Origin of the sequence: Pseudomonas psychrophila (assembly GCF_001043005.1) — a bacterium.
Taxonomy (GTDB): domain Bacteria; phylum Pseudomonadota; class Gammaproteobacteria; order Pseudomonadales; family Pseudomonadaceae; genus Aquipseudomonas; species Aquipseudomonas psychrophila.
This window is the reverse complement of record NZ_JYKZ01000015.1, coordinates 59457-81761: the sequence shown is the minus strand read 5'-3', so window position 1 is coordinate 81761 and position 22305 is coordinate 59457. Positions and strand designations below refer to the sequence as shown.

The 22305-nt window shown below is 60.3% G+C and carries 20 protein-coding genes; 9 read left to right on the top strand and 11 right to left on the bottom strand.

What is annotated here, in order from left to right; all coding sequences use genetic code 11:
- Nucleotide 1: 1 nt before the first annotated feature.
- From TU76_RS22300 to TU76_RS22250, 11 genes are all read right to left on the bottom strand, one after another.
- A complete protein-coding gene (locus TU76_RS22300) occupies nt 2–781 on the bottom strand; it encodes an ABC transporter permease (protein ID WP_048352525.1) in 780 nt (259 codons plus the stop codon).
- 2 nt (nt 782–783) lie between these two features.
- The gene (locus TU76_RS22295) at nt 784–1650 is read right to left on the bottom strand and encodes an ABC transporter ATP-binding protein (protein ID WP_019827379.1); all 867 of its coding nucleotides are present in this window, start codon (nt 1648–1650) and stop codon (nt 784–786) included.
- The gene (locus TU76_RS22290) at nt 1650–2684 is read right to left on the bottom strand and encodes an ABC transporter substrate-binding protein (RefSeq protein WP_048352524.1); all 1035 of its coding nucleotides are present in this window, start codon (nt 2682–2684) and stop codon (nt 1650–1652) included. Before TU76_RS22290 ends, TU76_RS22295 begins: the two co-directional genes overlap by 1 nt.
- Nucleotides 2685–2791: 107 nt before the next feature.
- Nucleotides 2792–4123, bottom strand: a complete 1332-nt coding sequence (locus tag TU76_RS22285) for an LLM class flavin-dependent oxidoreductase (protein ID WP_019827377.1) — start codon at nt 4121–4123, stop codon at nt 2792–2794.
- 31 nt (nt 4124–4154) lie between these two features.
- Nucleotides 4155–4919 carry an ABC transporter ATP-binding protein gene (locus TU76_RS22280; RefSeq protein WP_019827376.1) on the bottom strand — a complete coding sequence of 255 codons (765 nt, stop codon included), beginning with the start codon at nt 4917–4919 and terminating at the stop codon, nt 4155–4157.
- Between the two features lie 25 nt (nt 4920–4944).
- A complete protein-coding gene (locus tag TU76_RS22275) occupies nt 4945–5733 on the bottom strand; it encodes an ABC transporter permease (protein WP_019827375.1) in 789 nt (262 codons plus the stop codon).
- A complete protein-coding gene (locus tag TU76_RS22270) occupies nt 5730–6632 on the bottom strand; it encodes an ABC transporter permease (protein WP_048352523.1) in 903 nt (300 codons plus the stop codon). Before TU76_RS22270 ends, TU76_RS22275 begins: the two co-directional genes overlap by 4 nt.
- Before the next feature lie 132 nt (nt 6633–6764).
- Nucleotides 6765–7859 (bottom strand): ABC transporter substrate-binding protein, encoded by a 1095-nt coding sequence (locus tag TU76_RS22265; protein WP_053070228.1) that lies wholly within the window; start codon nt 7857–7859, stop codon nt 6765–6767.
- A gap of 36 nt (nt 7860–7895) precedes the next feature.
- On the bottom strand, nt 7896–8807 hold the full coding sequence (locus tag TU76_RS22260; protein ID WP_019827371.1) for a TauD/TfdA dioxygenase family protein: 912 nt from the start codon (nt 8805–8807) through the stop codon (nt 7896–7898).
- A 202-nt stretch (nt 8808–9009) separates the two neighbouring features.
- Nucleotides 9010–9699 carry an NYN domain-containing protein gene (locus TU76_RS22255; protein ID WP_048352522.1) on the bottom strand — a complete coding sequence of 230 codons (690 nt, stop codon included), beginning with the start codon at nt 9697–9699 and terminating at the stop codon, nt 9010–9012.
- A 322-nt stretch (nt 9700–10021) separates the two neighbouring features.
- Nucleotides 10022–10369 (bottom strand): DUF6124 family protein, encoded by a 348-nt coding sequence (locus TU76_RS22250; protein ID WP_048352521.1) that lies wholly within the window; start codon nt 10367–10369, stop codon nt 10022–10024.
- Nucleotides 10370–10860: 491 nt separating this feature from the next.
- Here TU76_RS22250 and TU76_RS22245 point away from each other — a divergent pair, with 491 nt between their 5' ends.
- From TU76_RS22245 to TU76_RS22205, 9 genes are all read left to right on the top strand, one after another.
- Nucleotides 10861–11100, top strand: a complete 240-nt coding sequence (locus TU76_RS22245) for a type II toxin-antitoxin system RelB/DinJ family antitoxin (protein WP_019827369.1) — start codon at nt 10861–10863, stop codon at nt 11098–11100.
- A complete protein-coding gene (locus TU76_RS22240; RefSeq protein ID WP_019827368.1) occupies nt 11090–11377 on the top strand; it encodes a type II toxin-antitoxin system RelE family toxin in 288 nt (95 codons plus the stop codon). Before TU76_RS22245 ends, TU76_RS22240 begins: the two co-directional genes overlap by 11 nt.
- A gap of 122 nt (nt 11378–11499) precedes the next feature.
- Nucleotides 11500–12711: a CmpA/NrtA family ABC transporter substrate-binding protein gene (locus TU76_RS22235; protein ID WP_048352520.1), complete on the top strand. Its 1212-nt coding sequence runs from the start codon at nt 11500–11502 to the stop codon at nt 12709–12711.
- Between the two features lie 14 nt (nt 12712–12725).
- A complete protein-coding gene (locus TU76_RS22230; protein ID WP_019827366.1) occupies nt 12726–13301 on the top strand; it encodes an ANTAR domain-containing response regulator in 576 nt (191 codons plus the stop codon).
- A gap of 307 nt (nt 13302–13608) precedes the next feature.
- Complete coding sequence (locus TU76_RS22225; RefSeq protein ID WP_048352519.1) at nt 13609–14820, top strand: nitrate/nitrite transporter; 1212 nt, start codon at nt 13609–13611, stop codon at nt 14818–14820.
- Nucleotides 14821–14827: 7 nt separating this feature from the next.
- Nucleotides 14828–16498, top strand: a complete 1671-nt coding sequence (locus TU76_RS22220) for a bifunctional protein-serine/threonine kinase/phosphatase (protein WP_048352518.1) — start codon at nt 14828–14830, stop codon at nt 16496–16498.
- Between the two features lie 312 nt (nt 16499–16810).
- Complete coding sequence (gene nirB / locus TU76_RS22215; protein ID WP_046809412.1) at nt 16811–19264, top strand: nitrite reductase large subunit NirB; 2454 nt, start codon at nt 16811–16813, stop codon at nt 19262–19264.
- Nucleotides 19261–19578: a nitrite reductase small subunit NirD gene (gene nirD / locus TU76_RS22210; RefSeq protein ID WP_019827362.1), complete on the top strand. Its 318-nt coding sequence runs from the start codon at nt 19261–19263 to the stop codon at nt 19576–19578. Before nirB ends, nirD begins: the two co-directional genes overlap by 4 nt.
- The gene (locus tag TU76_RS22205; protein WP_019827361.1) at nt 19578–22295 is read left to right on the top strand and encodes a nitrate reductase; all 2718 of its coding nucleotides are present in this window, start codon (nt 19578–19580) and stop codon (nt 22293–22295) included. The genes nirD and TU76_RS22205 overlap by 1 nt, the downstream gene beginning before the upstream one ends.
- Nucleotides 22296–22305 lie beyond the last annotated feature (10 nt).

The following is a 22305-nucleotide window of genomic DNA, read 5'->3' as shown; positions in this document are numbered from 1 at the left end:
CCTAACCACCGTGGCGCAAGCCCCGGCGCCAATAGGTAAAACGTCGCTCCAACAAGGCCAGCAAAAAGTTCAGCAGCAAACCCACCACCGCCAACAGCAGAATGCCTGCGTACATGCTGGGGATCTGGAACACCTCCTGGGAATTAAGCGTCAGAAAACCCAACCCGGAATGAGCACCGATCATCTCGGCGGCCACCAGTGCGGTGATGCAATAGGCACCCGCCAGACGAATCCCGGTAAAGATCGAAGGCGACGCCGCCGGCAGTACGATTTTGGTAAACAGAAACCAGCGATTCGCGCCCATCGACAGTGCCGAGTTGATCAGCAACCCATCGACCTGCTTCACGCCGCTGATGGTACTCAACAGAATCGGCCAGAACGACGCCCAGAAAATGATCGCGATCTTGGACAATTCACCAATGCCCAAAAACAGAATAAACACCGGGAACAACGCAAGCGCCGAGGTCTGGCGGAAGAACTGCAACAACGGATCGAGCACGCTTTCGACCCGTGCAAACCAGCCCATCATCAGCCCCAGGCTGACACCCGAGGCGATGGCCAGCAGCAACCCGGCAAAAGAGCGAAACAGGCTGGCCTGCACGTGCTTGAGCAAGTCACCGCTGCTGGCCAGGTCCAGCACCGCACCCAATACCGCCGACGGCGGGCTCAGGTAGCCGGGGTTGACGATCCCCAGTTGCGGCAACGCCTCCCAAAGGGCCAGGAACGCCACAATGCCCACGGTGCTGTCAAACACCCGGCGTGAAGTCAATTTAAAGCCCATGGTCATACTCCAATCCGATAACCACCCAGAGTCGCAATGCTCTGCCAGTTCTGATGCGTCGCCGCTGCTGCTGGCTCACGGGTTATGTCGGTCACTTCATCACGCAGAGCCTCCCAGGCGCGCTGGCGATAGTGAACAAAAGCCTGGGTATTGCGCAGCTCAGGAAGGCGGGGGCGGGCCAGGTCGATATCGAAAATCTCCTTGATCCGCCCCGGACGCTGAGTCATCACCGCCACCCGATCCGACAGGAAGATCGCCTCATCCAGGCTGTGGGTGATGAACACGATGGTTTTTTTATGGGTGTCCCAGATGCGCAGTAATTCGCTCTGCAAGGTCTCGCGGGTTTGCGCGTCCAGGGCCGCGAAGGGCTCGTCCATCAGTAGCACGTCCGGGTCGTAGGCCAGCGAGCGGGCAATGGCCACGCGCTGGCGCATGCCGCCGGACAACTCGTGGGGGTAGCGCGAGGCAAAACCGTTGAGCCCCACCAGCTCCAGGTATTCGCGAGCGGTTTCCAGTCGCTGTGCCTTGCTCACGCCGCGGATCTCCAGGCCCACGGCGATGTTGTCGAGCACCGTGCGCCAGGGCAACAGCGCATACCCCTGGAACACCACCCCCTGATTGCGGTTGATGCCTTGCAGGGGTTTACCGTCCACCAGCAGATCGCCACCGGTCTTGTGAGCAAGCCCGGCGAGGATGTTCATAAAGGTCGACTTGCCGCAGCCCGACGGCCCGAGGATGGACAGAAACTCGCCCTCGCGTACCTGCAGGTCGAACCCCTCCAGCACGGGCACCCGCTCCTCACGCCCGGCTTCATCCCTAGCTTGGTACTCCATGCTCAGGTCACGGGCGATGATCTTGGGGGCCGCCATCAGACGTGTCCCTGGGCAAACGGGTTGAATTCGTTGGTGTAGACATCCTTGACCCCTATCGAGCCTTTCTTGATCTTGCCTTCGTTTTCGAGGATGTCGATGTAGTACTGAATCGGCGGCTCGGTCACTACCAGATCGTCGATATAGGCAAAGCGCTCCACCAGTTCAAGCTTCATGCCGATGCGCTCGGAGGTGATCTTGCGCGCATCATCGGGGTTGGCATTGACCCAGTTGGCGGCACGGGCAATGGCATTGACCACGTCGCGGGTGGCCTCCGGATTCTCGCGGCTGAACTTGCCGAACACGCTGTACGGCGCCATGCCGCCCAGACCACCGTCCAGGTCGTAGTCGCTCCACAGCTTGCGCAGCGCCGGGTTGTTCTCGGCCCCTCCGGACGATGGCGGGTGGATGATGGCAACGTCGATATTGCCGGTGGCCAAGGTTTGTTCGCCCTGATTGTCCGGCACCACCACCCAGTTGATCTTGTCGACATTGACGCCCTGCTCACGCAGGTATTTTTTGGTCACAAACTCGGCGCAGGCGCCAAAGCTGTTGAAACCGACGGTTTTACCTTCAAGGTCCTTGGGTTTGACGATGCCCGAATTGTCACGCACGAAATACTTCATGTGCGGTGCTTCCTGAAGGGTCTTGCCGCCAGCGGCGACCACCTTGAGATCCAGGCCACTGGCGATGGCTGAAATCACCAGGGGCACCATGCGCGCACCGAAGTCGATTTCGCCGGTGCCGGTCAACGGAATGATCTGCGGTGCGGCGATGCGCCCGATGTACTTGGGCCGTGCGCGGGAGCCCTCGAAATAGCCGAGGGAGTCGGCGACGTAGACCAGATCGAATGACGGGTTGTCCGGGTACTTGAAGTCCACGACCTGATCGGCGCGGCCCTTGATCACGGCGGCGCTTTTACCGGCGCCCGCGTCCTTTTTTTCGCAGCCGGGCAGCAGGATGCCGGCAGCACCGACTGCGCCCAGTACGGCGCAACTTCTGAGGAAAGCTCTTCTGTTGTTGATCGGGTTCATGCCCGCTCCTTATGGATTGAGTGCTGCTGTTGTGGGAGCGGGCTAGCTCGCGATGGCTTCAAGGCCTGCTTCGCGAGCAGGCTCGCTCCCACAGGGGAGGGGGGGAGTCAGGCTGTTTTCAGGGCGTAACGCGAATCCGGACGCGTCAGGCCGTAGTGCTCGCGCAACGTGCTGCCCGCGTACTCACTGCGAAACAAACCGCGGGAGCGCAGGATCGGCAGCACTTCATCGAGGAACACTTCAAAACCATCAGGGAACGCAGGTGGCATCACGTTAAAACCATCGGCCGCACCACTGCGGAACCACTGCTCGATCAGGTCGGCGATCTGCACGGGTGTCCCCACCGGCACCCAATGCCCACGGGCACCGGCCAGGCGGTTGATCAGCTGGCGCAAGGTGACGTGCTCGCGATCAACGATATCGATGATCAACTTGAAGCGGCTGGACTGGCTTTCAATGCCCTCGAAGTTGATCAAGTGGCGAGGGAACGGCGCATCCAGATCCTGCCCGGACAGGTCCACACCCAACATGCGTCGCAGTTGCCCCAGCGAAACGTGGGGCAGAACCAGATCGTTGAGCTCATCAAACTTGCGCTGGGCTTCAGCTTCAGTGCTGGCGATGTAGGGGCTGATGCCCGGCAGAATTTTCAGCTGGCGCGGATCGCGGCCCACGGCTTTGGCCCGGGCACGAATGTCGTGGGCAAACTCGGTGGCGCTTTGCAGGGTCTGGTGCGCGGTGAAAATGGCTTCGGCATGTTTGGAGGCAAAGTCACGACCATCCTCGGATGAACCGGCCTGCACCTGCACCGGCCGCCCTTGGGGCGAGCGCGGTGAGTTCAACGGCCCCTTGACCTTGTAATAGGCCCCCACGTGATTGATCGAGTGCACCTTGGTGCTGTCGGCAAACACACCGCCCGCCTTGTCCAGCACCAGTGCATCGTCTTCCCAGCTGTCCCACAGGTTACCCACTACATGCACGAACTCTTCGGCCTGGGTGTAGCGGTCGTGGGCAGAAGGATGCTCGTCGAGCCCAAAGTTGGCAGCCGCGGCGGCCATTGACGTGGTCACGATGTTCCAGCCGGCGCGGCCCTTGCTCAGGTGGTCCAGGGCACTGAACGAGCGCGCCAGATTGTAGGGTTCGCTGTAGGTAGTGCTGGCGGTAGCGATCAGGCCGATGCGCTGGGTGACTGCTGCAATGGCCGCCAGCCAGGTGACCGGTTCAAAGCGGATGCGCAACCCTTCACGACCGCTTTCAGCCAGTGACGGCGAGTCGGCAAAAAAGATGGCATCGAGTTTTTCCCGTTCAGCACGCAATGCCAGTTGCTGGTAATAGCCAATGTCCATGGACGATTCCGGCACCGACTGCGGGTGGCGCCAGGCGGCTTCGTGATGACCATTGGGGTAGATAAACAGGTTGAGGCTGAGCTGACGTTCGGACATTTTCTGCTCTCTGAATTCAGGTGACGGGGGTTCAATGCAGTTCGGCGAAGTCACTCAATACATCGTCACGCAGGGCGATAAAGCGGCTGTCGCTGCGGTTGCGCGGGCGCGGCAGGTCGATGTCGAGGATGCGTCGGATACGGCCGGGGTTGGGTTGCATGACTACCACGCGATCGCCCAGAAATACCGCTTCATCCACATCGTGGGTGACCAGGATCATGGTGATTTTTTCTTTGGCCCAGATGTTTTGCAGCTCGCCTTGCAGGCGTGCACGGGTTAAGGCATCGAGGGCGCCCAGGGGCTCGTCCAGCAGCAGCACGCTGGGGCGGTTGACCAGCCCGCGGGCGATGGCCACACGCTGGGCCATGCCGCCGGAGATCTGGTGCGGGTAGGCATCGATAAAGTCCTGCAGACCCACCAGCTCAATGTGCTCGCGCACGGTGTCGCGCTTTTCCTTGGCGCTCAGGGGCGAGTTCTTGAGGGCCACTGCGACGTTCTGCTCCACATTGAGCCATGGGAACAAACGGTGATCCTGAAACACGATGCCGCGCTCCAGCCCTGTACCGTCTATCGGCTTGCCATTGAGCAGGATGCGCCCGTCGTACTCCTCGTCCAGGCCAAGAATCAGGCGCAACAGGGTGGATTTGCCGCAACCGCTGGCGCCGACGATGCTGATGAATTCGCCCGGGGCGATGTCGAGCTGGATGTTGTCCAGGACCTGCAATTGGGTAGTGCTGCCCGGTCGGGACGCAAAACGCTTGCTGATGTTTTCCAGGGTCAGGCTGTTATTGAGCATGCTGCAATCCTTCTGAAAGTGCCGATCAACGCGGGTCAATGCCGTACAGGCGCTGCATCCGTCGCTCAAAAATCCGGGCCAGTGCATTGAGGCTCCAGCCCACCAGGCCGATCACCACCATGCCGAACAGCACCAGGTCCATCATGAAATGCTCGCTGCCATCGATCAGCGTGTTGCCGATGCCCTCCCCCGACACCAGCAGGTATTCGGCACCGATGGTCGCCAGCCACGAATACACCAGCGCCAGATACAGCCCGGTGAAGATCGACGGCAAGGCGGCGGGCAACATGACCCCGACGATGGTTTGCCAGCGGCTGAAGCGGTAGACCCGCGCCACTTCCAGCAGGTTGGGCGGCACATTGCGCAGGCCGTCGCAGGTGTTCACCACCACCGGCACCAGTGCTGCCAGTGACAGGAACACCACCTTGGCCACATCACCCAGGCCAAACCACACCGAGATCAGCGGGATCCAGGCGAACAGCGAAATCTGCTTGAACGTGTTGAAGCTGGGGCCCACCAACCGCTCGAAGTAGTGCGACAGGCCCAGCAGGCAGCCCAGCACCAGCCCCAGGGTGGTGCCGATAAAAAAGCCGCTGAGGTTGCGCGCCAGGCTGGCGCTGATCGCCCGCCAGAACTTGCCTGAAGCAATCTGGTCCCAGGCCGTGGCCGCGACTTTTTCCGGTGAAACCAGCAGACCGGACTGACTCCAGCCCATGTGCGAGGCCAGCCACCACAGGGCGACGGCGCTGATCGGCAACACCCAGCCGCGATAGCGACGGCTGCTGCCATGACTGATTGCCAGAGCGCTACTCATGACAGGCGCCCCGCTACAGGTGCGCGGCCACGATTGAGGCGCCGCTCGGCGTGATCAAAACCGCGATCGATCAACAGCCCGATCGCACCGACCACCACCACGGCCGCCATCACCAGATCCAGCTGGAACAGTTGGCGACCATACACAATCAGGTAACCCAGCCCTTCGCTCGACGCCACCAGCTCAACCACCACCAGTGACAGCCAGGCTTTGGTGAAGCCAAGACGCAGACCGGTGAACAGGGTCGGAATGGCCGCAGGCAACACGATGAACACCACGCTCTGCCAACGGCTGAAGCCGTACGCCCGACCCGCTTCCAGCAACCCCTTGGGGGCCTGGTGAAAAGCCTGCAAGGTGCACAGCGTGATCGGCACCATGGCGGCCTTGGCGATCAGCACATATTTAAGCGGCTCGCCAATGCCGAACAGCAGCAAGGCAAACGGCAGCCAGCCCAGCACCGGTATCTGCACCAGGGCGTTGAAGGTGGGCAGCAGATAATCCTCTACGGTTTTCGACAGCCCCATGGCCAGCCCCAGCGCCACACCGACACCGGCCCCCAGGGCAAATCCGACCACGACACGTTGCAGGCTGGCGGTCGCATTTATCCACAGGTCGCCAGAGGTGAAGAGGTCCGACAGGGTTTCATACACATAGGCGGGCGGCGGCAGCACCTGCTCTGAGAGCAGACCCAGTTCAACCCCCACGTACCACAGGCCCAGCAACGTCAGCGGCAGCAGCCACGGCAACGCCTTGTCACCCAGTCTTGAAGCCCAGGCCGATGTGCGGGGCACCTCGACCTTGCGTACGGGCCGGGTCGGTGCTGGTGGCAAGCGCTTCACGTTGGCCTTGGGTAGCGCCGGTGCGTACTGCTCTCGTGTGACCGTCTGTGCCCTGGGCATATGCGTGGCTCCCTTGCTTGCGGCAAAAAGCAGAATGTTTATGTGTGTGTCGGAGCGAGCCTGCTCGCGAATGGATCGACACGACCGCGTCGCCTGCATCGCGAGCAGGCTCGCTCCCACACAGGGTTGCGGTTACTTGCCGGCGACGGCATTCCCGGCAGGCTGCTTGCCATCCGGGCCATAGGCCGTCCAGAAGGTTTCAAGGCCTTTGGCTTTGAGGGCCGCTTGCAGGTATGAAGGCTCAAACCAGCCATCGATACTCACCGGACGACGGATCAGCTTTTCGTCCTTGGCCTGCTCCGCCACCGCCTTGTAGCGGCTCAACAAAAAGGGATCGATCAGCGGGGAAGCCTTGTCGCGGATGCTGACCCCGGCAGAGTCGGCGCGCAGCGACTCAACCGGTTCGTTGCTCTTGGCCCACTCGGCGAAAACGGCCTCACGGTGGTCTTCTTCGGACGTCCATTTCGCAGCGTCCACCAGGGTGTCGACGACCTTCTGTACATTGGCCGGATGCTCTTTTTCATAGGCCCCGCGAACCACCAATGCGGTCTGGCGGGTGTAACGCACATCCTGGGTGGGGTTGTCGTAAATGATGTCGATCAGGCCCTTGTCGCGCAGCTTGAACAGTTCACGACCGCCAAAGGCGGCATCCACGCCGTTGGAAACCAGCGCTGCCTGAGTGCTGCCGGTATCGAGGTTGATGACCTTGATATCGCGCTCGGTCAGACCGTGCTCGGCCAACAGGTTGATCGACACCAGATGGCCGTTGGTACCGCGAAACACGGCGACTTTCTTGCCTTTCAGGTCCTCAATACTTTTGATGTCCGAGCCCTTGGGTACGGCCAGGTACAGATTGGCCCTCACACCCAGGGCCGCCAGCAGTTTGGTGTCCAGCCCGTTGGCGCGCCCGACCACAGCAGGCAGATCGCCCTGGTAGGCGAAGTCCAGTTGCTGGTTGGACAAGGCTTCGTTGACCGCGGGGCCAGCCCCTTTGAAGAAGAACCACTGCACGTCGGTTCCGCTTCCGGCGAAAGCCTTCTCCAGCAGTTGCTGGTTGCGCACGATCCCGAGGGTCGAGCCACTGAACGTCACCGGATCACCCCCACCGGCGGTGGCGACACCGATCCGTAACACATCGGCCTGGGCCAGCGGCACAGCCATGACTGCTGCCAGCGCGGCGGCGATGCGACCTTTGCGAAACAGGGATTTAGCGTTGAATGAGGCCATGGGCTGGTTTTCCTGGGAGCGATGAGGTTCGGCCGGTCAGGCGGCGAGGTGTTTTTTGTCGGCTTCGGTTTTGGGCGAGCGAGTTTCGGGCGTCGGCTTGAGCGCCTGGCTCAGGCGGCCGTCCACACCCACCGGCACGTCGCCGTCGATGGTGGTGCGGCGCACAATGCGCTGGGCATCGCCGTAATCGTTGATCGCAATGTGCTGCGTGGCGCGGTTGTCCCAGATCACCACATCGCCTGCCTGCCAGCGCCAGCGCACGGTGTTGTCGACATGGGTAATGCGGTCGTGGAACAGGCGGATCAGTTGTTTGGAGTCATTGCTGCTAACACCCTGCAGTTCTTTTACAAAGTGGCCCAACAACAAACTTCTTTCGCCGGACTCAGGGTGAACGCGAACCAGAGGATGTTCGGTTTCATACACTTGGGCGGTGAACTGTTCGCGATAACGCTTAAGACCCGACTCATCGGTATCCCGCGGCGCGGCATAGTCATACACATTGGTATGCAGGGCACGCAAACTGTCGGCCAGTTGTTTTAACGGCTCTGGCAAGTCGGCATAGGCCGACGCAGTATTAGCCCACACGGTATCGCCGCCATAAGGCGGAATGACTACACCGCGCAAGATGGAAATCTTTGGGTAGTTGGCAACAAAGGTCACATCGGTGTGCCAGGAGTTGGCGCGGGTTTCCTTGGCATCCAGATGCAGGATGGCGGCGCTTTTCTCGGCAGAGCGCACGGTTGGATGCGGCACCTGATCACCGAAGCGTCGAGAAAAGGCTTCATGTTCGGCGTCATCCAGATGCTGATCACGAAAGAACAGAACTTTGTATTTCAACAGTGCCTGATTAATAAACTCGAATGATTCGGCACTGATATCCCCGCCCAGTTGTATGCCTTCAAGTTGTGCACCAATCCGACCTGCCACAGGTTTTACTTGAATAGTCATTGCGCCACTCCTGCCTCACGAGTTGTTGTAGACAGATCATAAAGGCATAAAAGCAGCGCTGACTAATCACTATTTAATCTAAAGATAGATGAGCACTTTTATAGAACTCAACCCGCTTTAATGACTTTAAATAGTTATAAGTTTTTTGGTTGTAAGGTCATAACTGATTAAATGAATGAACCTGAAACCAGAACCTAAAGGCTCACCAGTAGGCCGGTTTGTCGGCTGGTTTTTTGCGGGTGGGTATACGTGCAGGGAACTGATACCGGGCCAGTTCGGCGTTAGTGACCACCTGTCGCATCCAGTTCACGTAGGGCTTCAACGAACCCGGAGCCGTTCGCTGAATGCCCTCACGGTGAGGCAGGATCACTCCTAGCTGCAGTCCGGGGAAATCCTCCCTGAGCGCCCTTAAAGCCGGGGTCATATCGGTATCGGCAGATACCAGGACAAGCTGCTCTACACGCAGTTCAAGTGGTAACGCCGCCTGCCGGGCCGCAAGCCGGTACATACTGATCGCGATATGAACGTCCGTCTCTTTCTCTTCAAGCTTCCAAATCTCAACCTGGTCATCTCTGGACGCCGCAGTGGCCTTATCAACAAAACGCGGCGCCTTGCCTGATTCAAGCTGGTGACGTCCGTAATACACATCGACACCCCGTGATATCAGCGCACGAATGTAGGTGTCCTGGGCCTCTTTTGAGGCAATGCCACGGCTGGCCAATGAGGGTTTGACGCCGGAGGTGAAAAAACTCACAGCAGCAAGCGTGCTGTCGCAGTGTTCGATACGGATGATATGAGCCAGCAGGGCAGGAAGATCCAGCCACTTGTACGGAGTGCCGGCCAGCAGGCCGTAAAACACGTTGTAGCCGTCTACAAAGCACGCTGTACGCAAGACTTCCTATCCCTGGAAACGAAAAAACCGGCCCTGGGCCGGTTTTTTCACCCCAACGGCCAGCGAACTGAATCACTGCGTACGGGGCTGAGTAGTGGGCCGATTATTGCGCAACACCGAGCGCAACACAAGATGAATTCGGGTGATCTGATGCATGGGTAAAGCGAGCGCTACTGTCGCAAAATCGAACAGTGTGCGGGCGGTTTCGTTTAACACAATCCGTGTCAAGTTAAGCCCGGGGCAGGTTTGTGCCGGTACCGATTAACCATCGTACTTTTGATAAATATATAACGCGCCTGTCGCCAATCAGGCGCGTGCTGCCTCAGTGCGTTGCCAGCGTATCCAGCGATTTATCGACATAACCCTTGGCCAGCTCCACCAAGTGCATGACCGACAACACCCAATCGCGCGCGGGCCCGCTCAAGCCATTCCCCGCCTCATTCGCGCAGGCACCCGCACAGCGCAACAAGTCTGACGCCTGGGCCAAAGCCGCTTCTGAATTGACGCTGTCCGGGATGGCATACAGGGCCATGCCCACAGGGCGAAAAGGCTTATGGTTTTGCAGGTAATAATTGAGCGCACGCTCGGTGGCGATACGGTCCAGCAACGGGTCGTGACTGTCAGCAGCATCGAGGGGAGAAACAGGGGGATCTGGAGTGATTTTTTTCATCGTGCAGACTCCTAGTACATCAAAAGGAGCTGTCACTTATCGCTACTAAACGAATGGGTGGCAGCCGTGCGCAGGTTAGTAGACCGGTGTACTAGGAACCCGGCGCACCCGAAGGCGCCCTGCGCACGACCACCAGAAAGCAGAGGCCGAAAAAAAGCGCCTCACTAAGGTGGCGCATTGCGCCTAGTAACATCAGGCTACTAAACCCGACCGCTGTTTTGCAGCGGTGGAGCGAGACTATTCCCCGATTTGGACAGGCGCAAGCGAACGGGATTTTCTCGGATGTTTCACGGGAATGAAAGCGAATCGTCGTACGAATCACCTGATTATCTCTAGCTTGGCTCACAGAGCTGACCGCCCTTCTCTGGTCTGGCGGCTTAATTTCTGGAGAGCATATGAACAACGCAGACCACTCAACCGCCCAATGGCACTTGCAAAAGAAACGGGCAGAGGCCAACGTAATGACAAACGTCATTACACGAGTCAAAACCATGGCCTCCATCAATATTCGCATCGACGATGAGCTCAAAGCCCGCGCCTACAAGGAACTTGAGCGCTTGGGTGTCACCCCCTCTGAACTGGTCCGCCAGGCATTGCAGTACGTAGCCGAACGCGGCCAACTGCCCTTTCGCCCCATGCTGGTGACAGAAGAAGACGAAGCACTCATCAACACCGTGCGCGAACGCCTGGCAGCGCCGCAAAGGGTCAAGGTGACACTGGATGACCTTTGATCTTGAGTTTGACCAGCGCGCCCTCAAGGAATGGCACAAACTTGCTGACACGGTCAGGCTGCAATTCAAGAGCAAATTGTCAGAGGTGTTGCTCAACCCCCGCGTTGAAGCCAACCGGCTGCGCAAGCTGCCCGATTGCTACAAAATCAAGTTGCGCAGCGCGGGTTACCGCTTGATCTATCAGGTCATTGATCAAGAGGTTGTGGTGTTCGTCGTCGCCGTTGACAAGCGCGAACATCAGGCCGCATATCGCAAGGCGCAAGACCGCTTGAAGTAGGCCAACCCATCAAAGGCAACCGCGACTCCAAAGCCCTGTAACAGCGGGATTTCAACGGGGTTTACCCCTCTGGCATATGCCTTGCACCCTCGCAGTATGCTTTTCGCGAAGGTGCACCTCCCATGATCGAACCAACCGCCGGCCCCCTGGCCTGGGTCAACGGCAGCGACGCCCCGGAAAAAACCGAAATCAACCTGGGTTTTATGGCCCTCAGTGATTGCGCCTCGGTGGTGGTGGCCGCCACTCAAGGGTTCGCCCAGCCTTTTGGCCTGACCCTGAATCTCAAGCGCCAGTCGTCCTGGGCCAGCCTGCGGGACAATCTGGTCAATGGCCAGCTCGATGCGGCCCATAGCCTGTACGGCCTGATCTACGCCGTGCATTTGGGGATCGGCGGCGTAGCGGCCACCGACATGGCCGTGCTGATGGGGCTCAATCAAAACGGCCAGAGCCTCAACCTCTCCCACGGCTTGCAAGCGCTGGGCGTGACCCGTCCTGAGGCGCTGCAACAACACGTGCACCAAAGTCGCTCAAAACTGACTTTCGCCCAGACGTTTCCTACCGGCACCCATGCCATGTGGCTGTATTACTGGCTGGCGAGCCAGGGCATCCATCCATTGCAAGACGTCGACAGTGTGGTGGTGCCGCCGCAGCAGATGGTTGCGCACTTGCAGGCGGGGCGCATTGACGGGTTTTGCGTCGGCGAGCCCTGGGCCGCCAGTGCGGTCAAACACAACATGGGGTTCACCCTCTCCACCACCCAGGCGCTATGGCCCGACCACCCGGAAAAAGTGCTCGGCTGCACCCGGGCATTCGTCGAGCAGTACCCCAATACCGCCCGGGCGCTGGTGATGGCGATCCTCGAAGCCAGCCGCTTTATCGAGCAAAGCGACGAAAACCGTCGCAGTACCGCGCAGTTATTGGGCGCACCCGAGTATCTGAATGCGCCCGTTGAGTGCATCGAGCCGCGCCTGCTCGGCAACTACAGCGACGGGCTGGGCAATCACTGGCACGACCCCCATGCGTTGCGCTTTCATGGCGGCGGTGAGGTCAACCTGCCCTACCTGTCCGACGGCATGTGGTTCATGACCCAGTTCCGCCGCTGGGGCTTGCTGCGCGAAGACCCGGATTACCTCGGCGTTGCCCGCCAGGTTCAGCAACTGGCGCTGTACCGCGACGCCGCCAGCGCCGTGGGGGTGACCGCCAACGGAGCGAACATGCGCAGCAGCCAGTTGATCGACGGCAAAGTGTGGGACGGCTCTGACCCTGCAGGGTATGCACGAAGCTTTGCGCTGCATGCCATGAGCGCCAGCGCTCCCCTTCTTGCCCGTCGTTGACTGGAGCCTGCCCCATGCTGCGTATCTTGCTGATCAACGACACGGCGAAAAAAGTCGGCCGCCTCAAAGCCGCACTCAGCGAAGCCGGCTTTGAGGTGATCGACGAGTCAGGCCTGACCATCGACCTGCCTGCGCGCGTCGAAACGGTGCGCCCGGATGTGATTCTGATCGATACCGAGTCACCCAGCCGCGATGTGATGGAGCAAGTGGTGCTGGTTTCACGGGACCAGCCACGGCCGATCGTCATGTTCACCGACGAGCACGACCCCGGGGTGATGCGCCAGGCGATCAAGTCCGGGGTCAGCGCGTACATCGTCGAAGGCATTCACGCCCAGCGCTTGCAGCCGATTCTCGATGTGGCCATGGCCCGCTTTGAAAGCGACCAGGCCCTGCGCGCCCAACTGCACGCCCGCGACCAGCAACTGGCCGAGCGCAAGCGCATTGAACTGGCCAAGGGCCTGTTGATGAAAATGAAAAGCTGCAACGAAGAAGAGGCCTACACCCTGATGCGACGCCAGGCCATGAGCCGCCAGCAAAAGCTGATTCAGGTGGCGGAGCAGATCATCGCCATGAGTGAGCTGCTGGGCTGACACCCTTGCCTGTAAATACTTCAACTGTGGGAGCGAGCCTGCTCGCGAAAATCATTCGCGAGCAGGCTCGCTCCCACAGGGGTGAGTTATTCACCTGTTGGCACACTTCTCGCTAAGCATTCACTACCGGTAACCAACGGCGGTTGCCCCACCTACGACAAAGACGTCGCTCTCCTCATTCGCCCACGGCGGATCAGGCAGCGGCGTTTTTTCGTTTTGGCCCCAGTGAACGGGGCCGGTGGTGCGGCCGTTACGGCGCTCCTAGCTCATGACTCCTTCTCGAAACGATTAACCGTTGAGGTGCGCGATGAATACAAGCTTCTGGAAATCCGGTCATACCCCGACCCTGTTCGCGGCGTTTCTCTATTTCGACCTGAGCTTTATGGTCTGGTATCTGCTCGGCCCGCTGGCGGTGCAAATCGCCGCCGACCTGCAATTGACCACGCAACAGCGCGGGCTGATGGTGGCCACGCCAATTCTTGCCGGCGCCCTGCTGCGCTTTGTGATGGGCCTGCTGGCAGACCGCCTGTCACCGAAAACCGCCGGGCTGATCGGCCAGGTGATTGTTATCTGCGCACTGTTTGTTGCCTGGAAACACGGTATTCATAGCTATGAACAAGCCCTGTTACTGGGGCTGTTCCTGGGCATGGCCGGCGCCTCGTTCGCGGTGGCGCTGCCGCTGGCCTCGCAGTGGTATCCGCCACAGCATCAGGGCAAGGCGATGGGCATCGCCGGTGCGGGTAACTCGGGCACCGTGTTCGCCGCTCTGCTGGCCCCGGTGCTGGCGGCAGCCTACGGCTGGAGCAATGTGTTCGGTTTTGCCCTGATCCCGCTGGTACTGTGCATTTTCGTGTTCGCCTGGCTGGCCAAAAACGCCCCCGAGCGGCCAAAAGCCAAGTCCATGAGCGACTACTTCAAGGCCCTGGGCGACCGCGACAGCTGGTGGTTCATGTTTTTCTACAGCGTGACTTTCGGTGGTTTTATCGGCCTGGCCAGCGCCCTGCCGGGCTACTTTAACGATCAATACGGACTGAGCCCGGTGACCGCCGGTTACTACACCGCAGCCTGCGTCTTCGGAGGCAGCCTGATGCGACCGTTGGGCGGCGCGCTGGCAGATCGTTTTGGCGGGATCCGTACCCTGCTGGGAATGTACGCCGTAGCGACGATCAGCATCGCGGCCGTAGGTTTCAACCTACCCAGCTCCTACGCGGCACTGGCACTTTTCGTCTGCACCATGCTGGGACTGGGTGCAGGCAACGGCGCGGTTTTCCAATTGGTGCCGCAGCGCTTTCGCCGTGAAATCGGCGTAATGACCGGCTTGATCGGCATGGCCGGTGGTATCGGTGGTTTCGCCCTGGCAGCGGGCATGGGGGCAATCAAGCAAAGCACTGGCAGCTATCAACTGGCCTTGTGGTTGTTTGCCAGCCTGGGCGTGCTGGCCTGGTTTGGCCTGCACGGGGTCAAACGCCGCTGGAGAACCACTTGGGGCTCGGCTGCCGTAACTGCTGCCCGCGTGTAAGGCCGTCATGAGCCTGCAACTGAGCTTTGCCCACGCCAGCGCCATCGGTCCTCGCGCAGAGAATCAGGACGCGCTGCGCGAGGTCACGCCAGTGCCGTTGCTGGCGGCAAGCAAGGGTTATTTGTTCGCCATCGCCGATGGTGTCAGCCAATGCGCCGATGGTGGCCTGGCCGCGCGCTCGACGCTGCAGGCATTGGCGCTGGACTACTACGCCACGCCTGAAACCTGGAGCGTGGCACAGGCACTGGAGCGCTTGCTGCTCGCGCAAAACCGCTGGCTTCAAGCCAACGGCGGCGGGCAACCGCTGCTGACCACTGTCAGTGCACTGGTGCTGCGCGGCCGGCGGTTTACCCTGGCCCATGTCGGCGATTGCCGGGTGTATCGCTGGCATGGCGAAACCTTGCAACGCATCAGCGAAGATCACGTCTGGGATCAGCCCGGCATGCAGCATGTGCTCAAGCGCGCACTGGGCCTTGATCAACATCTGGTGGTGGATTTTCTCGATGACCAATTGCGTCAGGACGAGACCTTTGTACTGCTCAGTGACGGTGTGTGGTCGACCTTGGGCGATACCACCATCGCCGCGATTTTGCGTGACTTGCCCGACCTGCAAAGCGCTGCCCACACCTTGGTCAATGCCGCGCATCGGGCTGGCAGCCAGGACAACGCCAGCGCCCTGCTGGTAAGGGTCGACACCTTGGGCGAAAGCGACATCGGCGATGCCTTGATGCAGTTGCAGCAATGGCCGTTACCGCCCGCACTTAGGCCGGGGCAGCTCTTTGAAGGCTGGCAGGTAGAAAGCCATCTGGGCCAGAGCCAGCAATCGCTGCTCTACCGGGTACGTGACGCGCAACAACAGCCCTGGCTGCTGAAAACCCTGCCCGCCCGCCTGCACGACGATCATCAGGCCGGGCAGGCATTGCTGTCGGAAGAATGGTTTCTCAAGCGCGTGGCCGGACGGCACTTTCCTGAAGTCCACCCTGCCAGTCAGCGTCAGCATCTGTACTACGTGATGCGTGAATACTCAGGTATTACCCTGGAAAAACTCTACGCCAAGGGTGGGCCGCTGCCTCTGGCGCAATGGCTGGATCTGGCCGAACGCCTGCTGCGGGCAGTGGGGCTGCTGCACCGTCGGCAGATTTTTCACCGCGATATCAAGCCGCACAATGTGCTGCTGGGTGACGACGGCGAGCTGCGCTTGCTGGACTTCGGACTGGCCTACTGCCCGGGGCTGTCAGAGGATCTGCCATCGGCGCTGCCCGGGACGCCCAGCTACATTGCTCCGGAAGCCTTTCGCGGGGAAAAACCCGCCGCCCGACAGGATCTGTATGCGGTGGGTGTGACACTTTATTACCTGTTGACCGGGCATTATCCCTACGGCGAAATCGAAGCATTCCAGCGCCCGCGCTTCGGTGTGCCGGTGAGCGCCAGTCGATATCGCCCCGACCTGCCGGAATGGATTGCCCACAGCCTGGAACGCGGCGTTGCAGCCGATCCACAGCAGCGCTTTGAAACGGCCGAGGAGTGGTTACTGCAACTGGAACAGGGCGAACGCCAGAGCTTGAACGTTCGCCCCAGGCCCTTGCTGGAGCGAGAGCCGTTAGTGGTGTGGCGGGCGGTGGCATTGATGTCCCTGTTGATCAATCTGGTGCTGATGTTTTTGCTGCTTCACACCTGAACGGCTACGGAACGCGCGACGCTCCACTATCGGGCACGGCGCTTTTATTCGGTGCACAAACCCCTCCCCCCAACACATCTGCGCCCTTTAAACATGGGCGTTGGCGGACTTGGCACAACCGCTGCATTAGCTAATTCATCAATCATAAAACCCGGTCTTCAACGACGAAGAACAGGTTTCCCGAGAGAACGGGACAAGGACAAAGGCGTCCTCGCTAGGCAACTAGCGGGACGCCTTTTTTTGTTTGCGCACCATTTGTCGAACAAGGCCGCAATGCCCCCCATAAGGCAGGCCTTGCTCGCGGAGAACCTGATGAAAAAATTAAAACTGGTGATGATCGGTAATGGCATGGCCGGGGTTCGCACCCTGGAAGAATTGCTCAAGCTGAGCAATGAGCTGTACGACATCACGGTCTTCGGCGCCGAACCTCATGCCAACTACAACCGAATCCTGCTCTCTCCGGTGCTGGCCGGTGAGCAGACATTCGAAGAGATCGTGCTCAACGATCTGGACTGGTACCTGGAAAACAACATCAAGCTGCTGCTCAACCGCAAAGTCGTGCAGATCGATCGGGTAAAACGTCGGGTCATTGCCGAGGACGGCACCGAAGCCGAATACGACCGCCTGCTGATCGCCACCGGTTCCACGCCGTTCATTCTGCCCATCCCGGGCAACACGCTGGATGGCGTCATCGGTTACCGCGACATCGCCGATACCCAGGCGATGATCGACACCGCCAAAACCCACAAGCACGCGGTGGTCATCGGTGGCGGCCTGCTCGGTCTTGAAGCGGCCAACGGCCTGATGCTGCGCGGCATGCACGTGACCGTGGTACACATCGGCGAATGGTTGCTGGATCGCCAGTTGGACCCCATCAGCGGCCAACTGCTGCAAACCGCCCTTGAGGCACGCGGCCTGCATTTTCGACTGCGCGAACAAACCAACGCGTTGCACGACGCTGGTAACGGTCGGGTTGGCTCGGTCGAGTTCAAGAACGGCGACATCATCCCCGCCGATCTGGTGGTCATGGCTGCCGGCATCCGCCCCAATACCGAGCTCGCCGAGCGTGCAGGCATCCCGTGCAACCGCGGGATTCTGGTCAACGACACCTTGCAAACCTATGACCCGCGCATTTACGCAATCGGCGAATGCGCCAGCCATCGCGGCATCGCGTACGGCCTGGTGGCGCCACTGTTCGAGCAGGCCAAGGTGTGCGCTAACCACCTCGCGCAACTGGGCTTTGCCCGCTATCAGGGCTCTGTCACCTCGACCAAGTTAAAGGTCACCGGCATCGACCTGTTCTCCGCTGGCGATTTCATGGGCGGTGAAGGCACCGAAACCATCACCCTCAGTGACCCGATTGGCGGGGTCTACAAAAAACTGGTGATCAAGGACGACATTCTGGTGGGCGCCTGCCTGTACGGCGACACGGCCGACGGTGGCTGGTACTTCCGCCAGATCCGTGAGAATCACGCCATCGGTGAGATCCGTGATCATCTGATGTTTGGCGAAAACGCTATTGGCGACGTCGGCCACCAGGGTCAGGACAAAGCCATGAGCATGGCCGACACCGCCGAAGTCTGCGGCTGCAATGGCGTGTGCAAAGGCACCATCGTCAAGGCGATCCAGGAGCACGGGCTGTTCAGCGTCGACGATGTCAAAAAGCACACCAAGGCCGCCAGCTCTTGCGGCTCTTGCGCGGGGTTGGTGGAGCAGATTCTGATCAACACCGTGGGCGGTGCTGCAGACGTCAAACCCAAAAGCGAAAAAGCCATTTGCGGATGCAGCGACCTCAATCACGGGCAAATCCGCCAGGCCATCCGCGACCAACACCTGTTGACCATTGCCGGCACCCAAAGCTACCTGAACTGGCGCACGCCGAACGGCTGCGCCACCTGCCGCCCGGCGCTCAACTATTACCTGATTTCAACCTGGCCCGGCGAAGCGAAGGATGACCCGCAATCGCGCCTGATCAACGAACGTGCCCACGCCAACATTCAAAAAGATGGCACCTATTCGGTCGTCCCGCGGATGTGGGGCGGCGTCACCAACCCCTCCGAGTTGCGCCGCATCGCCGACGTGGCCGACAAGTACAACGTGCCGATGGTCAAGGTCACGGGCGGGCAGCGCATCGATTTGCTGGGAATCAAGAAGCACGACCTGCCGGGCGTGTGGAAGGATCTGGACATGCCTTCCGGCCACGCCTACGGCAAATCCATCCGTACCGTGAAGACCTGCGTGGGCAGCGAATTCTGCCGCTTCGGCACGCAAAACTCGACTCAACTGGGCATTGAGCTGGAGCACGACCTGTTCAATATGTGGTCGCCGCACAAGGTCAAACTGGCGGTCTCCGGCTGCCCACGGAACTGCTCGGAAGCAGGTATCAAGGACGTAGGGATTATCGGCGTGGACTCCGGCTGGGAGATGTATATCGGCGGTAACGGCGGGATCAAGACCGAAGTCGCCGAGTTCTTCGTCAAGCTCAAGACTGCCGAAGAAGTACGCGAGTACAACGGCGCCTTTTTACAGCTGTATCGCGAAGAAGCCTTTTACCTTGAGCGCACCGTGCATTACCTGCAACGGGTCGGCATGGAGCACATCAAGAAGGCGGTGCTCGAAGATCCCGACCGGCGTAAGGCGCTCAATGATCGTCTGCAGTTTTCCCTGTCGTTTGAACAAGATCCGTGGAAAGAGCGCCTGGAGCAGCCGCTGCTGAAAAAGGAATTCGACGTCATCCCCGTGAAAAACCTGGAGGTGCTGGCATGAACTGGCTGGATATCTGCTCATTAGAGGAAATCAACGCCCTGGGCTCACGGATCATTACGGGGCCAAAGGGTGATATCGCGATCTTTCGCACCAGCGACGACGAAGTGTTCGCACTCGATGACCGCTGCCCGCACAAGGGCGGTCCGTTGTCCCAGGGGTTGATCTACGGCAAGCGCGTTGCCTGCCCGTTGCACAACTGGCAAATCGACCTGCAAACCGGCGAAGCCCAAGCTCCGGACATTGGCTGCGCCCATCACCACCCGGCGCGGGTCGAAAATGGCCGCGTGCAGTTGGCCCTGCGGGACGCAGGCTGATGAACCGCCAGATCACCGCCTCCACTTGCTGCTATTGCGGGGTCGGCTGCGGCGTGCTGATCGAACATGACGGCGAGCGCATTCTCGGTGTCAGCGGCGATCCGGCGCATCCGGCCAACTTCGGAAAATTGTGCAGCAAGGGCTCGACGCTGCACCTGACGGGCGACCTCAACGCGCGCGCGCTGTACCCGCAATTGCGCCTGGGCAAAGACCTTGCCCGGGGCCGCACTGACTGGGACAGCGCCCTGGATCACGCGGCCAGCGTGTTTGCCGCCACCATCGCCGAACACGGCCCCGACAGCGTTGCGTTTTACATCTCCGGGCAGTTGCTGACCGAGGATTACTACGCCTTCAACAAACTGGCGCGGGCGCTGGTGGGCACCAACAACATCGACAGCAATTCGCGGCTATGCATGTCTTCGGCCGTGGTCGGCTACAAACGCAGCCTGGGCGCCGATGCACCGCCTTGCAGCTATGAAGACCTTGAGCTGAGCGACTGCGTGATGATCGTCGGCAGCAATATGGCCTACGCCCATCCGGTACTGTTTCGCCGATTGGAGGAGGCAAAAGCCCGGCGTCCGGCCATGAAAGTCATCGTCATCGACCCGCGTCGGACCGACACCTGCGATCTGGCTGACTTGCATCTGGCGATTCTACCCGGTACCGATGTCGCTTTGTTTCACGGGATTTTGCACTTGCTGTTGTGGGAAGACTGGATCGACCGTGACTTTATCCAGGCTCACACTCAGGGCCTGCCCGAGCTTAAAAGCCTGGTGCGCGACTACACCCCACAGATGGTGTCGCAGCTGTGCGGCATCAGCGTCGGGCAATTGCAGCAATGCGCCGAATGGGTCGGCACCTCGCCGAGCTTTCTGTCGCTGTGGTGCATGGGCCTTAACCAGTCCACCGCCGGCAGTGCGAAAAACAGCGCCCTGATCAACCTGCATCTGGCCACCGGGCAGATCGGCCGGCCCGGCTCAGGACCGTTCTCGCTGACCGGTCAGCCCAATGCCATGGGTGGGCGCGAAACCGGCAGCTTGTCCAACCTGTTGCCCGGCCATCGCGAAGCCGCCAATGCCGAGCATCGGGCCGAAGTCGCCGCGTACTGGGGGGTTGAACAACTGCCGCACACCACCGGTCTGAGCGCCATCGAGCTGTTTGAGCAGATGGCCAGTGGCAAGATCAAGGCCGTGTGGATCGCCTGTACCAACCCTGCGCAATCCATGCCGGATCAGACCGCTGTGCGGGCGGCGTTACTGGCCTGCCCGTTCGTGGTGCTGCAAGAGGCGTTTCATACCACCGAAACCGCCGCCTTTGCCGACCTGTTGCTGCCCGCCGCCAGTTGGGGCGAAAAGGACGGCACGGTGACCAACTCCGAGCGACGTATTTCCCATGTGCGAAAAGCCATCGCCGCACCGGGGGAGGCGCGCTCAGATTGGGCGATCACTGTGGATTTCGCACAACGTCTTGAAAAACATCTGCGCCCTGCGCAACCCGGCCTGTTTGCATTTGAAACCGCGGCGCAGGTGTTCGATGAGTACAAGCACCTGACCCAGGGCCGTGACCTGGACTTGTCGGGTATCAGCCATGCCGTGCTCGATGCCATTGGCCCGCAACAGTGGCCCTTCCCTGCCGGCGCCCGCGAAGGCACGGCTCGTCTGTATCTGGACGGGGTATTTCCTACTGCCACGGGTCATGCCCAGTTTGTGGCCGACCCTTATCGGGCCGCCAAGGAGCAACGGGATGCGCGCTTTCCGCTGACCCTGATCACCGGTCGTCTGCGTGACCAATGGCACGGCATGAGCCGCACCGGCACCGCCGCGCAATTGTTCGGTCACGTCAGTGAAGCGGTGTTGAGCCTGCACCCGGACGAACTGCGTCGCCATCGCCTGCAACCCGGTGACTTGATCAGCCTCAAGAGCCGACGCGGGGCGGTGATCATGCCAGTCAGCAGTGATGACAGCGTGCGGCCGGGGCAGGCGTTTTTGCCGATGCACTGGGGCGACCGCTTTCTCAAAGGCGGGGTCAATACACTGACCCTGCCAGCTTTCGACCCCCTGTCCAAACAACCGGAACTCAAGCACAGCGCCGTAAGGCTTGAGCCGGTGCAATTACCTTGGCACCTGTTCGCCCTGATAGAGGGCGATGTTCAACAGAAATTCGAGACGCTGCGCCCGCTCTGCGAAGCTTTTTCGTATGTGAGTTTCAGCCTGACGGGCCGCGAGCGCCCAGCGCTGTTGATCCGTGCGGCCAGCGCCAGCGCGCCAGACCCGCAGCTGCTGCGCGACATCGACCAATGCCTGGGGCTCAACGAGGGCCCGGTGCTGGCTTACGACGACCCGCGTCGTTCCATCGGCAAACGGGTACGTATTGAAAACAGCCGCATTACCGCCATTCGACTGGCCGGGGAAACCCTCGCCCAGCATTGGCTGCAAAGCCTGTGGCTGGAAGGTCGCGCCGACGAACAGTTGCGGCGCTGGCTGCTGGCGCCATTGAGCGCTCCGCCCGGCAACGTCGACACCCCGGCCGGGGGCAACAAAATTGTGTGCAACTGCAAGAACGTCAGCCAGAGCGCGGTATGTGCCGGCATCGACCAGGGGCTGGACTTGCAGGGGCTGAAAAATACGTTGGGCTGCGGAACGCAATGCGGCTCCTGCGTCCCGGAAATCAAGCGTTTGCTGGCTGCCCAGGCGCAGCCGATCGCCGTCATCGCGTGAGGAAATCACA

Bases quoted from the DNA above. Each gene is read 5' to 3' on its own strand.
- TU76_RS22300 (WP_048352525.1), bottom strand. From the start codon at position 781: ATGGGCTTTAAATTGACTTCACGCCGGGTGTTTGACAGCACCGTGGGC.
- TU76_RS22295 (WP_019827379.1), bottom strand. From the start codon at position 1,650: ATGGCGGCCCCCAAGATCATCGCCCGTGACCTGAGCATGGAGTACCAA.
- TU76_RS22290 (WP_048352524.1), bottom strand. From the start codon at position 2,684: ATGAACCCGATCAACAACAGAAGAGCTTTCCTCAGAAGTTGCGCCGTA.
- TU76_RS22285 (WP_019827377.1), bottom strand. From the start codon at position 4,123: ATGTCCGAACGTCAGCTCAGCCTCAACCTGTTTATCTACCCCAATGGT.
- TU76_RS22280 (WP_019827376.1), bottom strand. From the start codon at position 4,919: ATGCTCAATAACAGCCTGACCCTGGAAAACATCAGCAAGCGTTTTGCG.
- TU76_RS22275 (WP_019827375.1), bottom strand. From the start codon at position 5,733: ATGAGTAGCGCTCTGGCAATCAGTCATGGCAGCAGCCGTCGCTATCGC.
- TU76_RS22270 (WP_048352523.1), bottom strand. From the start codon at position 6,632: ATGCCCAGGGCACAGACGGTCACACGAGAGCAGTACGCACCGGCGCTA.
- TU76_RS22265 (WP_053070228.1), bottom strand. From the start codon at position 7,859: ATGGCCTCATTCAACGCTAAATCCCTGTTTCGCAAAGGTCGCATCGCC.
- TU76_RS22260 (WP_019827371.1), bottom strand. From the start codon at position 8,807: ATGACTATTCAAGTAAAACCTGTGGCAGGTCGGATTGGTGCACAACTT.
- TU76_RS22250 (WP_048352521.1), bottom strand. From the start codon at position 10,369: ATGAAAAAAATCACTCCAGATCCCCCTGTTTCTCCCCTCGATGCTGCT.
- TU76_RS22245 (WP_019827369.1), top strand. From the start codon at position 10,861: ATGGCCTCCATCAATATTCGCATCGACGATGAGCTCAAAGCCCGCGCC.
- TU76_RS22240 (WP_019827368.1), top strand. From the start codon at position 11,090: ATGACCTTTGATCTTGAGTTTGACCAGCGCGCCCTCAAGGAATGGCAC.
- TU76_RS22235 (WP_048352520.1), top strand. From the start codon at position 11,500: ATGATCGAACCAACCGCCGGCCCCCTGGCCTGGGTCAACGGCAGCGAC.
- TU76_RS22230 (WP_019827366.1), top strand. From the start codon at position 12,726: ATGCTGCGTATCTTGCTGATCAACGACACGGCGAAAAAAGTCGGCCGC.
- TU76_RS22225 (WP_048352519.1), top strand. From the start codon at position 13,609: ATGAATACAAGCTTCTGGAAATCCGGTCATACCCCGACCCTGTTCGCG.
- TU76_RS22220 (WP_048352518.1), top strand. From the start codon at position 14,828: ATGAGCCTGCAACTGAGCTTTGCCCACGCCAGCGCCATCGGTCCTCGC.
- nirB (WP_046809412.1), top strand. From the start codon at position 16,811: ATGAAAAAATTAAAACTGGTGATGATCGGTAATGGCATGGCCGGGGTT.
- nirD (WP_019827362.1), top strand. From the start codon at position 19,261: ATGAACTGGCTGGATATCTGCTCATTAGAGGAAATCAACGCCCTGGGC.
- TU76_RS22205 (WP_019827361.1), top strand. From the start codon at position 19,578: ATGAACCGCCAGATCACCGCCTCCACTTGCTGCTATTGCGGGGTCGGC.